A 16,040-nucleotide genomic window follows, 5' to 3' on the forward strand; every position below is an offset into this window, starting at 1 on the left:
ATTTTTACTTAGAGGTGTTTACTTTTTAAACGGAAAGTATTGGAAGGGCTTGTTACCACCCGTTGGCTTGACGTAACTATTGATTTTACAAAGGATTGTATTGCGGTTTTGAGCTAGGTTACACTTCTCCGGGTCACCTAAATACTTGTTTCGGACATAAACTAAAAGCGATGAAATGATGGAAACCATCACTAAAAGTAGTAAAACATACTCAATGGCAGTCTGCCCTTTCTTGTTTTTAACGCCTGAAAAAGACCCCTTCAAAGCGATTCCCGCCATCTTTTGATCTCTACTAATGATGAGAAAGTCCCTAAAGAATCCTCATTATAAGGGCCAAAGTATAAAACGTTCTTAAGGCGTGACATTAAGAGAGGTGCACTATCTTCCAGTACATCAACCAGTCTTTTTTTGAGTCCAGCTTCTAGTCTTTTATGGGCATTGAAGTCTTTATCTTCGATGAAAACATCCAAGGTAAATTTCATTTTACAGTCTAGTGATTCAAACTGATATTCAGGGAATAAATAGCTCAAATCCCCAATGAGAATGGTCTTTACACGCTCATAAATGAAGTCAATTTTTGTCCCTTCTTTTTTGGCCATAATGACATTGAAGACCGCCTTATTACCAATAAAATAGACTTCCCAAAAAGGGCGGTCAGTACCGATTTTAATCGGTGAAGTGAAGACACATTTTTTACCATCTAAGAGCTTAGGAACCCCTTCTTTGAAGGTGAATTCCACGTTTAAGCAGTTATAAGAAGCAGAACTGGTTTTACCTAATTTAATGGGAAGACCTACGGGATAACCCCCAATAAAGGCCATCTTATTGGGTCTAATAAGACCATCGAAACTCTCTAATTCAAAGGACTTAACTAGCCCACTTTGGAATTTTAAGTCAGATAGATTGAGCTTTTTGAACTCTCCGCCTTTCTCCAGGTGTTCGTGCAAAAGGTCGGCAATCAGCCTGTCGTGATCGAGCTTATAGTAAGGGGAGATAAGCGAGAAAAATAAGTGCATGATCTCTGACTTACTTCCGGTGATGCTTAAGCGGTTCTGGAAAAAGCCTCTGGTCATGAACATCAAGGCATTGAAGTCGTAGACATCTTCTTCGCGCATTTTATCTTTTTCACCAAAGTGAGAAAAGAAGTGAGTAAAGTTTGATTTTAATGATTCAGGAAGTGAGCTTTCAAAAAGCATTGAGAGTTTTGAAGCGCGCTTTTCATTAAAAAGCAGAGCACTGATCTTCTGGCAGAAATCATTATAGATGTTATCGAAATTAACAATTTCATTTTCGTGAGTTAAAGCGGCCTTACTGGTGTTACCTTCTAAGAAAAGCCCTGGAAATTTACGGCAAAGCTCACGGAAGTTTCTGTGAGGAAGATCTCCTAAGACGATTTGTTTTTTACCAACGAAGAAATAAACAGTCGAAGGTGAAAGGTATTTTTCGATGTTAACTAAAGGAGCAAGGTTGCTTTCAGCTCCCCATGCTTTTAAAAATTCAACATCGAGACTCGTCAGTGAATTGGTAAAAAAGTCACCGTAGTTAAAACGGTTATCATCTAAAACTAAAACTTTTTTTCCGCGGTTTAACAGACCAATTGAAAGCAAGAATGCAAAAAAATTGTGTCCTACTAAAGCGAAATCTAAATTCCTATTCTGCATTCAAATCCTTTGTCATCATCCCAGGATGTCTTTGATGATGAGTTTCATCTCCTTTTCCGTGTGCTTTTTGAACTGATCGCGGGCAGGCACATCCAAGGCAGTTAAGTCTAATGATTCAATAATAGTATAAAAGGATTCAGGACTTTTTAGTACATGTATTTCGTGAGGAGTGATCTCAAAGGCCAAATCGAATTCAGTTGAACGGTGAATGGTAGGCCCTGTCACTACGATATTGTTGGAGAAATAAGGCTCCAAGACCGAGTGAATAGATCGCTCATAGCCGCCACCCACGTAGGCCACTTTAAAGAGTGAGTATAACTCGCAGAGGATTCCGCCCATTTGTAAAATAACAACGGGGCTTCCTTTATAAGGGTTTTTATCATTAACGACTTCTACTTGATCATTACCGAAGATTTCACTGCAGATCGTTTTAAGAGTTAATGAAAACTCGTCGTCGAGTTTATGAGGGGCCAAAAGAAGATGCAACTCTCCTTTTTTTACTTTTTGGATCAGTTGATCGTTTTTTAAAATATCTAAATCAGAGGCCCAGGCACTTCCCAGGATGATTTTTTCTTCCGGTTTAAGAGATTTTAATTTTTCTATATAAGGAGTGATACTGACCTTTCTAGCAATGACTTCTTCGGCGTGAGTGTAGCGCTCAGTAATCCTTGGAACGCGGAAGTCACAGTTATAAACTCGCGCTTTATCCCCTAACAACTCCACAAACTTATCTTTTTCAAGCTCTGTCGCTGCAACCACGACATCAAAGAGTTTAAAGCTTTCTGTTTTATACCAGGACATTTTTTTGAAAGCGCCTGAGATAAGAATAAATTTTTTTCCAAAGAATTTTAGCATTAATAGTTCAGGGAAAAAATCATAACGACAAAAAACCACCACAGGGGACTTTACCCAGAACCAGATGCTTCTGAAGTAGAGAAAATCTACAGAGAAACTCGACATCAATGGCATTCTTAATGTTCTGACAAGCTCAGGATAATCCGCAAAAATTTTCTGGCATTTTGTTTCGACAGAAGGAGATGAATAAAGGATTTCAATTTTTTTACCGGCAGATAAAACGGCCTGAAGTAATGGTCTCACCTGTTCAAGTTCACCCTCTGATGAAATCTCAAAACAATAATCTGAAGATGTGTGGCGTCGAGAGGACTCTTCCGTAAAATTTTTACGTTCGAAGTTCAACCTTTTTTGAATAAAAGGAACCAGAGGCCTGATCACCACTAATAAAATAGAGATGAAAGGTCTAATGATTGATAGCAATATTAGTAAGGATGCAAACAATAATCGTGACATTGACAGTCAGAATCTCAAACCAGTGCCAGCTTGTCACTTAATATTGTTGATGGTTTACGGGTACGACTAAATCGCTCAATCATTTCTTACTTTTTCTTACCATACTTACTTTTTAAGACAACTCATTAAAAGAACATTGTAATCTTGAGCGAAATAATAAAGAATATTAAATCCGATCGCAACGGTACGAGAAAGTAACTATCTAATGAGGAGTTGAAGTGATGTTTTCTAAACTAACGTTAAGTTTAGCAGTGACTATGAGTTTATTGCTTGCACACAGCGCACAAGCGCAAACAAAAAAAGTGAATTCGAAAAAAGCTAACGCAACAGCACAAGCTAAAACGGATCCAAAAGCTGAAGAAGCTAAAGCTGCTGACGCTGCTGCCAAAAAAGCTGCTGAAGAAAAAGCACTAGAAGCAAAAAGAGCTGAAGAAGCTAAAGCTGCTGCTGAAAAAGCAAAGCTTGAAGATCAAGCTGGTGTCTATGGTTACATCAAGTCTCACTTTTCTGCTTCGTACCACGGTGAATATTACTTCACGAGAAAAGATGTTTCGAGTGCAAACTCAGATGACCATGATATTCAAGATTTGAAGATCATGCATAATCCAACGATCACATATCGTCCATTCACAAACTGGAAACTTCTAGCGACTTCTGAATTTAAATATACAGATGCTGAAGCACAAGGATCATTCATCAACCGTCACTATAGATCTTTAGTATTATTAACTCGTGAAAACGTTTTAACAGAAAAAGAAAATGGCATTAAGATGGATATTGGTGTTGGTCGTCGTATTTTCGACCGTAACCATGGTGCTCAAACTTCTTACGGTAACAATCGTATCAACACGAGCTTAAGCAAAAAATTTGGTGAAAAACTTTCAACATCTTTACTTGCTCAGTACCTAGCTAACGATCCAGCTAAAGGAAAAATTACAAACAAAACTTGGAAACACTCTTTAGAGTTAATTCCATCATTCACTTACCAAATCACTGATAAAATTACTTACTTCTTCAATGATGACTTTATCCTGAACTCTGCTTGGCAGAATGATACGGCAAAAGACTTTGATATCTCTCACGAGATGAACATTGGTTACGTGTCGTACCAGTATAATGATAAAAACTCTTCGTACTTCCAATTCAAGTACCTTCATGTTTCAGGAGCTGCTTTCCAGGAAGCAACTAAAGTTGACGATTGGTTTGAATACTACATTGGTCACACATACTCTTTTACTCCGAAATTAAGCCTTACGGGCGAAGTTGGGTCAAAGATTTTTGGTGCTCATGATGGGAAGGACTTCTTTGCAAACGAAGTTAAATACCCAGAATTCGCTATTTACTTTGATTACGCTCTATAAGATCTTATCATACGAAAGAGGTCGGTTAACCCCGACCTCTTTTCTTTTCTGGCACTTTTTGCCCTCTAAATAATCCTGCCATTTATCCGATAGATCTAATGAGATTAACTACGCATTTTTATCTATGCGTATAAACCGGACTTATTCATGGCCAACAATCAAGCTGTTCTTGTTACATACTTAAAAGACATTCTTTTTAGCGAAGAAGAAATTGTTAAAAGTGTTGAGCGCGAACATATTTTTGAAATGAAAGATAAAGAAGACACATCTTTAGGATTCATTGCTGTCTATGATTTAAAAGCTTACGTTTTTGAAAACGAAGATGAAGCTGGCGAATACTCAGTGAGAAATATTGATTCAACTGATTGGGCGCCCGTGTTCTCTCACCCCTTTTTCCAAAGAAGAAAACCACAACTAGTGCCTCTATCAGGCCTTGCTCAGGATAATGATCAACAGTATTTCATTTTAAAAAATGGACAAAAAACCGGACCATTTGAGAAGTTCGAACTTCTCTCGATGCTGGAAGAAAAAGAAATTCTTCTGACAGATATGGTGACAACCAATGCAGGTCACACATGGATGAAATTATTCCAGGTTGAAAATTTTGACCGCAGAGTTTTGAAAGAATCAGATCAACTTCCTGGAGTTCCAGCTCAGGCCGTGATGAATACGAATGATTCAGTGAATATTAACAATCCTGAAACTGAAGCGATTTCAAGCCTTGCTTATTTGAGCAATGTAAAACGTGGGAAGTCTGTTGAGAGAGATAAAGTAGAAACTTATCGTGCAGATACAACAGTACAAAATAGTTCAAGTTCACTTTATAAATGGCTATTAGTCGGATCAATTTTAGGGATCGGGTATTTTGGTTTTCATATTAAAAACCAGTTGAACTCACCTTTTAAATCTGAAGCTCCGGTGATTGGTGAACAGGCCGAGATGTTAAATCCTGTAGAAATTTCAGGAAGAACTCCACCACAAACAAATCCAAGTGCAACCAGACAATTGGGTGAAAAAAGAAATTTTAATCAGGTTAACGACACGGCCAGATCAGGGAAATTTGAGCAACGAGTTCTCCAACCGATTAAGCCGGTGGCAAGAAAATCTTTTATGGACACCAGCAAATACCAGAATACAAGAAATGACGCTCCACCAGCGGAAGATCCTAACTACTTTTATGACAATACAAGTGCCATGGAACTAGACCCGGTTAGAGCGCAGGTTTCAAAAGAAAACTACGACAACAGTGCAGCAGAAGGTGAAGGTCCGATTCCTTCTAATGATAATCTATTCGAGGGAGAAGTTTCTAACTAGGAAACTCCCCTCAAACACCATTGTTTATTGTCTAAAGGCCTTGAAGTTGATACCCTTTCATTGAACTTTTTTTAAGGGACAAACAATGAAAGAAATCACCCAAGACCTACTTAACTCTTTTAGATCACCGGCATTCCCGGGCTCATTCTTTTTAAGTTTTGAAGGAATCGAAGGCGCTGGAAAATCGACTCAAATCATCAGACTTAAAACTCATTTAGAAAATAAAAACTTCCGAGTTTTAGTTTTAAGAGAACCAGGTGGAACTCCATTTGGTGAAAAAATGCGCCAGGCAATCCTGGAAACCAAAACAGAAATCACTCCTCTTGCTGAAGCTCACTTGTTTGCAGCGTCGCGTGCTCAGCTTCTTTCTGAAGTTGTTTTAAAGGAGCTTGCTGTTCCCAACACTGTTATTATCTGTGACCGCTATATCGACAGCTCACTTGTGTATCAAGGCCACTCTCGTGGATTAGGAGTTGCGGAAGTTTTAAACATCCACAACGCTTTCCCACTTAACCTTGTTCCACACCTGACTTTCTATTTAAGAATTGGTGTAGAGACTTCTGAGAAACGTCAGAAGATGAGAAATGCTCCAAAAGATTATTTCGAAGCTAAGGGTGTTGAGTTCTACAAAAAATTAGTTGTAGGTTACGACCTGGTTGCGGAGTTATTCCCCAATAGAATTCTAAAACTAGACGCTGAAGTGAATCTTGATGAGATGACGATGAGAATTACTGAAGTGGTCGACAATCTTATTAGTCACTCTCGCTCAGATGATACGACTAATGACGAAATGTAGTGATGGATGACTTAAAAGACAATTTACTTAAAAAATATGCGCAAGGTAACCTGGCCTCAGTTTATCTTGCAAAATACCCTGAACACACCAACGCAGTTGCGTGGGCCCAGGATTTTTTATCTTCAATCACAAAATTAAAAGATCACCCCGATGTTTTATGGGTAGAGCGCACGGAAGAAAACGAATACAAAGTTGAGTCTCCCGGGATTCTCGCTGTCTTTAAATTTTTAAACTACCGCGCGTTTGAATTAAAAAAGAAATTCATTTTCATTAACGATGCTCACCTTTTATCGACTATCGTTTCCAATAAGCTGCTAAAAGTTTTTGAAGAGCTTCCAGAGAACTTTTGTTTATTCCTCTTTGCTCCACAGGACCAAAACCTTCTGCCGACGGTAGAAAGCCGTGCGATTAAGGTTTTATTGCCACAAGACTTATCTGGTGTGGATTATGATGCTCCACTTCCAACCTACGCTTCTGCACAGGAACTTGTCGCAAGTCTTAAAAAATCAGAAGACGATTACCTGGAAGAAAAGAAGTTTATTGAAGAAGCCCTGATTAAGACCCTTAAAAGTGGCAATTTCAAAGAATGTTCCGACACACTTGAAAGTCTCAAGCACTATCAAGTCAGCGACGCTTTCAACAATTCAAAACTCGCTCGCCTTAGTCTTCTTTTTAAATAAAAAAATTGAAATGACTTACTGCTATGAGCAGTGACATACATGTCTAATGCCTTAGAATATTAGGTTGAGATACCTTTTACGGAAATATTTTAATGCAACCCAATTTAAATACGTCTGGTCCCACAATTGAGGACGCTGACACCCTGATCGAAGAAATACCAAACGATGATTCGCTAGATATCATTATTGAAGAAACATCTGATGAAGAAACTCAGCAGAACTTTGATAATGAACAAAACGAAAAAGAAAATTCGCGCTTTAAAGATGGTGAGATGATCACTATGATTCGCGTGCGTTTTCCCGGCAACGCCCGCTCTTTTCCTTTCTTAGTTGGCAAGCGCCGCTTTGCTTACGGACAAAAAGTTGTGGCGATGAGTGATAGAGGAATGAGTGTTGGTTATATCAACTCTTTTCCTTATGACGTCGTTTTTAATAAGGCAATGTTACCAATTCGCTCAATCGCGAAAGTAGCAAGCGCTGAAGATATTCAAGCTCAAGTTGAATTCCGTGACTCTGAAAAGAAAGCGGAAGTTATTTGTATTCACTTAATTGAGAAATACAAACTAGATATGATTCTTACTCACGTTGAGTTCACTCAATTTGGAAAGAAGGCCGTATTCTACTTCAACGCTCCAGCTCGCGTTGACTTCAGAGACCTGGTAAAAGAACTTGTCTACGATTTGAAAATGAGAATCGAGCTTAGACAAATTTCTGTTCGCGACCGTGCTGCTGCCATTGGGGCCATCGGTGCTTGTGGACTTCAAACATGTTGTTCATCATTCTTAAAAAATTACGGAAACGTTTCAATCAAGATGGCAAAAAACCAAAATCTTGCATTGATCCCAAGTAAACTAAACGGTGTATGTGGACAGATTAAATGCTGTATCAAATACGAAGACGATGTTTACACAGATAAGAGAAAAAATCTTCCTAGAGAAGGAACTTTTGTTAAAGCTAAAAACGGCGACTCTGGAAAAGTGTTAAAACTTCACATCCTGATTGAGCAGTTTGAAATGTTAACTGATACGGGAATCAAGAGAACGTACGCGGTTAATCAGTACAACGGAAAAGAGTCTGACTTAGGTGCTGAATACCGTTTCCCTGAAACGTTCGAACACATCACAAATGAAACTTCGACTGTTATCGGATTAACAAAAGTAGAAAAAGATAAAGCTGACAGCTTCATGGAAAGTAACATCTTCAAGACGATTGAAAAAAATCTTGATGGAAGTGAAATGAATGCTGCTCAAAATAATGCTGAATTTGAAGAGTTCGTTGATGATACGTCTGGGGAAAATATTGTTGCTCCGAAATTAGAAGGGCAAGCGCCAAGACCTCAACACAATAATAACAACAGACCACAAAACAATCAGCCTCGTCAGCCGCAACAGCCGAGACCACAAGGACAACAAGGGCCTCAGCAACCAAGAGCTCCTCGTCCACCAAATCCAAATCAACAACAAGCTCAAGGGCCTCGCCCAGAAGGAGCTGAAGGTGTTGAACCACGTGTACCGGGAACTCCGGGTGCACCAGGAACAGGAAAAAATAGAAACCGTAACAGAAATAGAAATCGTAATAGAAACCGCGAAGGTGGCCCTCAGAACACTACTACACCAGTAGCTGGATCTAATAATAATAACAATGGTGAGAAGCCATAGAATTTAATTAGGGAGACCTTTATGAAAACATTGATTCTTTTAAGTTCACTGCTTTTTTCTGCTCATGCTTTTTCTACTGAAACTGTTAAAACGAAAGAAATTGAAATCAGCGAAGAAAAAGCGACTGATACATTTTCTTACTACTTTGGAACTGTAAGAGTTAATCAAAGAAGTTTCGTTAACTACCGTATTACAAATACTGGTTCAACTCCATTAACTTACCAATGGGGAAGAATGCAAGGGGACCCTTCTTTTAGAGCGACGACAAACTGTTTTGGAACTCTATACCCAGGACAAAGATGTTCGTTCACGATTGAATACGCTCCATACTTCCAAGGCTACAGCAATGGGTTGTTTGAGATGCAATTTGATCAAGGTTACGGAGTTAGAGTTTACGTAAGTGGAAACGCTCTACGTAGATAATTTGAAAAAGAAATTTTAGATAAAAAAAAAGGCCTTCATAAAATGAAGGCCTTTTTTTTTTCTGATTTTATTTTAGAAGTCACAATTCTTCGGCGTACGTGGAAACGGAATCACATCTCTAATGTTCCCCATCCCAGTCACATACATTAGCGCTCTTTCAAACCCTAATCCAAATCCAGCATGTGGAACTGATCCGTAACGACGAAGATCCAGGTACCACCATAAAGGCTCCTTATCCATCCCCATCTCATCCATTCTCTTTTCTAATTTTTCAAGAGAGTCTTCACGTTGAGATCCACCAATGATCTCCCCGATTCCTGGAACTAAGATATCCATTGCACGAACTGTTTTTCCATCTGGGTTAAGCTTCATGTAGAAAGCTTTAAACTCTTTCGGGTAATCAGTTACGATAACCGGCATTTTGAAGTGAACTTCTGCCAGGTATCTTTCGTGCTCTGTTTGAAGCTCTGATCCCCATGTTGTCGGGTACTCGAATTTTTTAACAGCAGGATCAACCTTCGCTAAAATTTCTAGTGCTTCAGTATAAGTCACGCGGATGAATTTTGAATCACGAACGTGCTTCAATGTTTCCATGTGGTTTTTATCAACCGTTGCATCTTCTCTGTTGTATAGGAATTCAAGCTCGTTTGATGCGTGCTCTAATGCGTACGAGATAAGGTATTTAATATAGTCTGTCGCTAGTTCTGCGATTTCATCTAAATCAGCAAAAGCAACTTCCGGCTCGATCATCCAGAATTCTGAAAGGTGGCGAGTTGTGTTTGAGTTTTCTGATCTGAATGTTGGGCCAAATGTATAGATTGATCCCAATCCCATGGCGTAACACTCACCTTCAAGCTGACCAGTTACTGCCAGGAAAGTTTCCTTTCCAAAGTAGTCGCGAGAAAAATCAAGTTTTCCGTCTTTTGTTTTTGGAGCTTTTGTAATGTCTGAAGAAAGTGTTGAAATGGTAAACATTTCTCCAGCACCTTCAGCATCTACACCAGAAATGATTGGTGAGTTTAGGTAGAAAAATCCTTTATCAGAGAAGAACTTATGAGTCGCCATCGCCATATGGTGACGAACACGCATAATAGCTCCAAAAGTATTTGTTCTGATTCGAAGATGAGCTTGCTCTCTTAGAAATTCAAGTGACGTTGCTTTCTTTTGTAGTGGGTATGATTCATCAGTTTTACCAATAATCTCTACCACTTTACCTTGCATTTCAATTTGAGGAATTTTTCCGCCACCTTTTACAAGACGACCTGTGATTGAAACTGCTGATCCTGATAATAGAGCTGCGACTTCAGCATAGTTTGGAAGAACTTCATCCACAATAATTTGAAGATTATTTTGAGATGAACCATCATTTAAAACGATAAATGAGAACTTTTTAGAGTTACGTACTGATCTGATCCATCCCTTAACGGTTGCATCTGTATCAATAATGTCTTCAGCAATAATTTTCTTAATACTTAAGCGAGTCATATTCATCCTTATATAAATTAAGCTAGTTCAGCTTTAACTTGTGCGATTTGTTCTTTTCTAAGTCTTGGCCCAAATTGAGTCACTAGAGTTGAAGAGGCGTAACATCCAAGCTTTGCAGCCTCTTTGAAACTCATTCCATTGTTGATTCCAAAAAGCATTGCTCCGGCGAATAAATCTCCAGCTCCGTTTGTATCAACTGGTTTCACAGTTTTTGTTTCAATTTGGATTAACTCTTGTCCATCAAATACAAGTGCACCTTTTGGTCCAAGTGTAATAGCGAAAGTTTTTGCAATTTTTTTAAGAGCTACTACAGCTTCATTTAAATCATTTGATTTAGTGTAAGCGTGAGCTTCTGCTTCGTTACAGAAAAGAAGATCAACTCCATTTCCTACGATCTCTTTCATTCCATCTTCAAAGTAAGTGATCATGTTTACGTCTGAGAAAGTCAGTGCCGTCTTTACACCATGTGTTTCGGCCAATTTCTTAGCTTTTAAACATGCTTCTTTTCCAGATGGACTAGGAACAAGGTAGCCTTCGATATAAAGGTAATTTGAATTCTTGATATGCTCTTCGATTAATTCTTTTGTTGAGAAATTCTGAGTGATACCTAGAAAAGTATTCATTGTTCTGTCAGCATCCGGAGTGACAAGAACGATACATTTTCCAGTAATACCTGATTCAAGAGAACTTGTTGAAAGGTTTGTTTCAACTCCGTTATCCATTAAATCTTTAAAGTAAAAGTCTCCAGTTTCATCACTAGCTACTTTACATGAGTAAAAACTTTTTCCACCGAATTGAGAAATGGCAATCATTGTGTTGGCAGCAGATCCACCGCATGAACGTTTATGGTTAGAAGCAGCTAAGTGACTAACAATTTCTGTCTGTCTTGCTTCATCAACTAAAGTCATTAATCCTTTTTCAATCCCTGCAGTATTTAAAAAATCTGCAGTAACCTCAAATTCCATATCAACTAAAGCATTTCCAATTCCGTAAACGTCAAATTTCTTTGCCATAATACACTCATTCCTTTTAATATAAATCAAATTTTAAGATCTCATAAGTTTAATAAAAAACGACAAGAAATGAAACAAAATAAACCAGATAAGACCAAATCAAATAGTGAAACTCGCTTAGTTTATTCAAGCGATGGTTCACATTTAAAATTATGTAAAAAATGTGGCGAAGACCCATGTGAGTGTGATGATTCACCGGCCCACATCGTCACTATTGATCCTTTAAAAGTAACTTTGAAGATCAAGCTTGAAAAAAACCAACGCGGTGGAAAATTAGTGACAGTTATTCATGACTTCCCTAACAATCCTGCCTTCTTTGAAGACCTTGCAAAAAAACTAAAGAACCATTGTGGAACGGGCGGGACTTATAAAAAAGAAAACAAACCGCAAATTGAACTGCAAGGTGATCAAAGGGAAAAGACTGAAGCCTTTTTAGCTAAATTAGGTTTTAAAACGAAGAGATCTGGCGGTTAAAAAATCTTGTACATGTCATAGCGAGTGCTTTTTCCGGTATAACTTGCCGTAGGTTTTTCTTTGACGGGTTCAGCTTCCAGAGGACGTTTAATCACGACTCTTTCAGTCGCAGTTTTCATGGCCCATTCTAAAAAATCTTTCGAATCATTGTCTTCGCCTACAATCTCTTTGAAGATTCGCATTTCTTTGCGGGCCAAGGCCGATTTCTTTTTAGCTGGGTACATTGGATCGTAGTAAATCACTTCGGGACGAATTTCTGGGGCCGGAAGTTTTGAAGCATCGGCAAAAACTAAATTAAAATCCATGGGGTATCTTCGCAAGGCGTCTTTTAAAAGTAAGTAAACGGCCGGATTGCGTTCAAAGCTTGTAAGTTTTGCTCCAAAATATTGGATCAATAAACTGTCTTTACCCGTTCCACATGTCGCATCCCAAATAGTGCGCTTCTCTGCTATTCCTTTAATACCTAAAGCTTTTGCTAATGGTTCTTTGGAAAGTGCGTAGTTTTGTCGTTGGTGATAGCTGTAAATATCTTCGAAATCAAAACACATAATACCTAATTCACTGGAATGAAAGTTGAGTTTCTCCTCTGAGAAATACAAATAATCGCAGTTGTCACACAACTTACGCTCTGATTCAACGACCAGATTAAAATGATTTTTATCAGCTACGGCTTCTTGTATAAAGGCCGGCCAAGCAGAATCATTCACATCGCTTATTTTTATCTTTATTAACTCATTCATTATTGGCTATTATAGGCACATATTTTTACGTTTTAAAAGGACCAAAATCCACTAGGGGAATAACCGATGACTACGTCTTCAACGAATGCAGACACGAATTTTAAGAAGCTTCCGTACGATCCAAAATCTCTTCCGAGAGAATTAACTAAGTATTATATCTCTTCAACAAAAGAAGAGCAGTCGCAAATGCTAAAAGCACTAAACGCAACTGAGTTAAAAGATTTATTCTCACACATTGGCGACAATGTGAAATTTGATAAAGCACCATTCGTTTGTGAAGAACTTTCATACAACGACCTGATCGCTCACATGGAAGGCATCGCTGCTAAAAACAATTTGAAAACTTGTTTCATCGGTGATGGATTAAAAAACTATAAAGTTTCAGACATCGTGCCTTACGTATGTGACCTACGTGGTTTAACAACAGCGTACACTCCATACCAACCTGAGAGATCACAAGGGACTCTTCAAACTCTTTGGATCTACTCTTCGACTCTTTCAATGCTTACAGGATTTGAAGCAATCAATGCTTCTTTCTACGAAAGATCAACTGCTCTTTATGAGGCCATCCAAACAGCAACAAGAATTGTTAAAAATTCTAAGACTGCTTTAGTTTGTGAATCATTATTTCCAGGTGACATTGAAGTTTTAAAAACTCATGCAAAAGAAACAGGCCTTAACATTATTACAATCCCAACTGATAAAGAAACTGGGATTACAAATGTTGATATCGCTCACAAGATGGCCTCTGATCTTGGATCAGACCTAGCATGTATCGTTTTCCCTCAAGTTAACAACTTCGGAAACCTTGAAGACGTTCACTCGTTCACAGACCTGTGTTCTCAACTTCAAGTTCAATCAATCGCTATCTTCGATCCAATGTTACTAGCAACTGACGCCCTAACTCCTCCTGCGGAATTTGGAACTCAGAAGCAAGGATGTAATATGATCGTTGGTGAAGGTCAGCATTTAGCTCTAGCGCCAAATTTTGGTGGACCTGGACTGGGGATCTTCGGGATCAGATACAACGACTCAAATAAGTTGGACATCAGACAAACTGCTGGAAGATTTGTAGGCCGTGCTAAAGATACGAACGGCAAAGAAGCACTTTGTATGGTTCTTTCTACGAGAGAGCAACACATCCGTCGCGAGAAAGCGACTTCGAACATTTGTTCAAACCAATCGTTTGTAGCAAGTGCTGCTGGAGCTGCGATCTTAGCTCGTGGTGAACAAGGTATGAGTGATGCTGCTTTAATTGGACGTGATTACGCTCAACAAATGGCACAAGTTTTAACTCAATTTAAAGGTGTAAACTTAGCTTTCCCTTCAACTCCATTTTACAATGAATTCGTTTTAGAACTTCCAATGAGTGTAAAAAAACTGCAAGCTCTTGCCTCTGCAGCTAATATGCAATTAGGTGTTGATGTCTCAAAAAGACTTCACAACGATGGAAGACACCTTCTTCTATTATCTTTCTTTGATGTTCACACTGATGAAGATTTAGAAAAACTAGAAAACTTCTTCGCTGCAAATTTCGAAGCAGAAGAAAACGATGAATTCCTTCCGGAAATTCCAGAAAACTTCATGAGATCAACTCCGGTTGGTTTACCGAATCTTGAAATGGAAGAAATCAAAGCATTCTACAAAAATCTTGCTGATCTAAACGTAAGCCCGGATGACAACATCTACCCGCTTGGATCATGTACAATGAAATACAACCCATACATCAACGACTGGGCAGCTTCTCTAAAAGGGTTTACTGATGTTCACCCTCAAGCTCCAATCGAAGACGCTCAAGGGTGTCTTGAAATCCTTTACGGGATTCAGGAAATGTTTAAATCAATTACAGGTCTTCCTGCTGTGACAACTCAACCGGTTGCTGGAGCTCAAGGAGAACTTGTTGGTCTAAAATTATTCCAGGGGTACCATAGAAATAATGGTGAAGCAGAAACGAGAAACATCGTTTTAATTCCAAGATCTGCTCACGGAACAAATCCAGCGACAGCTACGATGGCCGGATTTGAAACAAAGACAGTTGATGGAGTTCAATACGGAATCGTGATCATTGAAGCAGACACTACTGGTCACATCAACCTTGAACAACTAAAAGCTGAAATCACAAAATACAATAAACGTATTGCTGGTGTTATGGTCACAAACCCAAACACATCTGGATTATTTGAAAAGTCATTTAAAGAAATGGCCGATCTAATCCACGGTGCTGGTGGACTTGTTTACATGGACGGCGCAAACATGAACGCGATTGCTGGATGGATCGACCTGAATAAAATGGGTGTCGATGCTGTTCACAACAACCTTCACAAAACTTGGACTATCCCACATGGTGGTGGTGGACCAGGAGACGGAATCGTTGCTGTATCTCACCGCTTAGTTGATTACCTTCCAGGGATTCAAGTTGTAAAAGTTGGCGATAAATTTGATGTTGTAAAAGCTCCTAAATCAATTGGATCTTTCCACCGTCACGTAGGAAACTTTGCTCACAAAGTCCGCGCTTACACTTACATCAAAGCTCTTGGTGGAAACGGTGTTCGTGATATGTCTGGTGTGGCCGTTCTTGCAGCTAGGTACTTATACGAAAAACTAAAACCAGTTTATCCTTCACTTCCAGAAAACTGTGAAAATGAAACTCGTATGCACGAATTCATTTTAACAATTTCGAAAGAAACTTTTGATAGAATCGCTGCTGGTGGAACTCCAAAAGCTCAGACGATGGCAAAAATTGGAAAGCTTTTCTTAGACTTCGGTCTTCACGCTCCAACGGTAGCTTTCCCTGAACAATACGGACTAATGATCGAGCCAACTGAAACATACAGCAAAGCTGAGCTGGATCGTTTTGTAGAAGTTGTTCAAGCAATCAACGTGCTTATCAATGAAACACCCTATGTTCTAACAACTGCACCTCACTTCACTCCAATTAGAAAAGTGGATGAAGTTGATGCGAATAAGAACTTAAACTTTATGGAAAATCTGACAAAACTTCCTCACCTTTACCAAAATGTTATTGATCCAGTCGTATTGTCGAAGATGGATATTGCAGTCGTAAGTAAAGACATTCAAAAAGCGCATTTAAAAGCTGTTGAAAATCACCACGCTTAATAAATCAGGC

The 16,040-nt window shown here is 38.8% G+C and carries 14 protein-coding genes; 8 read left to right on the plus strand and 6 right to left on the minus strand.

Annotated elements, in window-relative coordinates:
* Positions 1 to 18: 18 nt before the first annotated feature.
* Genes SHI21_RS18960 through SHI21_RS18970 form a run of 3 tightly spaced genes read right to left on the minus strand, consistent with a single transcriptional unit; the run spans position 19 to position 2,936 of the window.
* Positions 19 to 279 carry a Flp family type IVb pilin gene (locus tag SHI21_RS18960; protein ID WP_323578670.1) on the minus strand — a complete coding sequence of 87 codons (261 nt, stop codon included), beginning with the start codon at positions 277 to 279 and terminating at the stop codon, positions 19 to 21.
* Positions 261 to 1,661, minus strand: coding sequence for a hypothetical protein (locus tag SHI21_RS18965; RefSeq protein ID WP_323578671.1), 1,401 nt, complete (start codon positions 1,659 to 1,661; stop codon positions 261 to 263). The genes SHI21_RS18960 and SHI21_RS18965 overlap by 19 nt, the downstream gene beginning before the upstream one ends.
* A gap of 15 nt (positions 1,662 to 1,676) precedes the next feature.
* Positions 1,677 to 2,936, minus strand: coding sequence for a hypothetical protein (locus tag SHI21_RS18970; protein WP_323578673.1), 1,260 nt, complete (start codon positions 2,934 to 2,936; stop codon positions 1,677 to 1,679).
* 254 nt (positions 2,937 to 3,190) lie between these two features.
* Here SHI21_RS18970 and SHI21_RS18975 point away from each other — a divergent pair, with 254 nt between their 5' ends.
* The 6 genes from SHI21_RS18975 to SHI21_RS19000 all read left to right on the plus strand — a co-directional run bounded on the left by SHI21_RS18975 (position 3,191) and on the right by SHI21_RS19000 (position 9,201).
* The gene (locus SHI21_RS18975; RefSeq protein WP_323578674.1) at positions 3,191 to 4,330 is read left to right on the plus strand and encodes a hypothetical protein; all 1,140 of its coding nucleotides are present in this window, start codon (positions 3,191 to 3,193) and stop codon (positions 4,328 to 4,330) included.
* Between the two features lie 147 nt (positions 4,331 to 4,477).
* A complete protein-coding gene (locus SHI21_RS18980; protein ID WP_323578675.1) occupies positions 4,478 to 5,644 on the plus strand; it encodes a hypothetical protein in 1,167 nt (388 codons plus the stop codon).
* Positions 5,645 to 5,729: 85 nt separating this feature from the next.
* Entirely contained in the window at positions 5,730 to 6,440 is a 711-nt protein-coding gene (gene tmk / locus SHI21_RS18985) for a dTMP kinase (RefSeq protein WP_323578677.1), read from the plus strand.
* 2 nt (positions 6,441 to 6,442) lie between these two features.
* Positions 6,443 to 7,120 (plus strand): hypothetical protein, encoded by a 678-nt coding sequence (locus tag SHI21_RS18990; protein WP_323578678.1) that lies wholly within the window; start codon positions 6,443 to 6,445, stop codon positions 7,118 to 7,120.
* Between the two features lie 92 nt (positions 7,121 to 7,212).
* Positions 7,213 to 8,778, plus strand: coding sequence for a PSP1 domain-containing protein (locus tag SHI21_RS18995; protein ID WP_323578679.1), 1,566 nt, complete (start codon positions 7,213 to 7,215; stop codon positions 8,776 to 8,778).
* Positions 8,779 to 8,799: 21 nt separating this feature from the next.
* Positions 8,800 to 9,201 (plus strand): hypothetical protein, encoded by a 402-nt coding sequence (locus tag SHI21_RS19000; RefSeq protein WP_323578680.1) that lies wholly within the window; start codon positions 8,800 to 8,802, stop codon positions 9,199 to 9,201.
* Positions 9,202 to 9,273: 72 nt separating this feature from the next.
* On the opposite strand, the gene asnS is transcribed toward SHI21_RS19000, so the two are convergent.
* A complete protein-coding gene (asnS, locus tag SHI21_RS19005) occupies positions 9,274 to 10,686 on the minus strand; it encodes an asparagine--tRNA ligase (RefSeq protein ID WP_323578682.1) in 1,413 nt (470 codons plus the stop codon).
* A gap of 17 nt (positions 10,687 to 10,703) precedes the next feature.
* Entirely contained in the window at positions 10,704 to 11,699 is a 996-nt protein-coding gene (locus SHI21_RS19010) for an adenosine kinase (RefSeq protein WP_323578684.1), read from the minus strand.
* Between the two features lie 69 nt (positions 11,700 to 11,768).
* Here SHI21_RS19010 and SHI21_RS19015 point away from each other — a divergent pair, with 69 nt between their 5' ends.
* Entirely contained in the window at positions 11,769 to 12,173 is a 405-nt protein-coding gene (locus SHI21_RS19015) for a translation initiation factor (RefSeq protein ID WP_323578685.1), read from the plus strand.
* Here SHI21_RS19015 and SHI21_RS19020 read toward each other — a convergent pair.
* Positions 12,170 to 12,913, minus strand: a complete 744-nt coding sequence (locus tag SHI21_RS19020) for a class I SAM-dependent methyltransferase (protein ID WP_323578687.1) — start codon at positions 12,911 to 12,913, stop codon at positions 12,170 to 12,172. The genes SHI21_RS19015 and SHI21_RS19020 overlap by 4 nt on opposite strands.
* A 66-nt stretch (positions 12,914 to 12,979) precedes the next feature.
* On the opposite strand from SHI21_RS19020, the gene gcvPB reads away from it, so the two are divergent.
* Positions 12,980 to 16,030, plus strand: coding sequence for an aminomethyl-transferring glycine dehydrogenase subunit GcvPB (gcvPB, locus tag SHI21_RS19025; protein WP_323578688.1), 3,051 nt, complete (start codon positions 12,980 to 12,982; stop codon positions 16,028 to 16,030).
* The last annotated feature ends 10 nt before the right edge of the window (positions 16,031 to 16,040 follow it).

It is taken from the genome of Bacteriovorax sp. PP10, assembly GCF_035013165.1.
Classification (GTDB): Bacteria; Bdellovibrionota; Bacteriovoracia; order Bacteriovoracales; family Bacteriovoracaceae; genus Bacteriovorax; species Bacteriovorax antarcticus.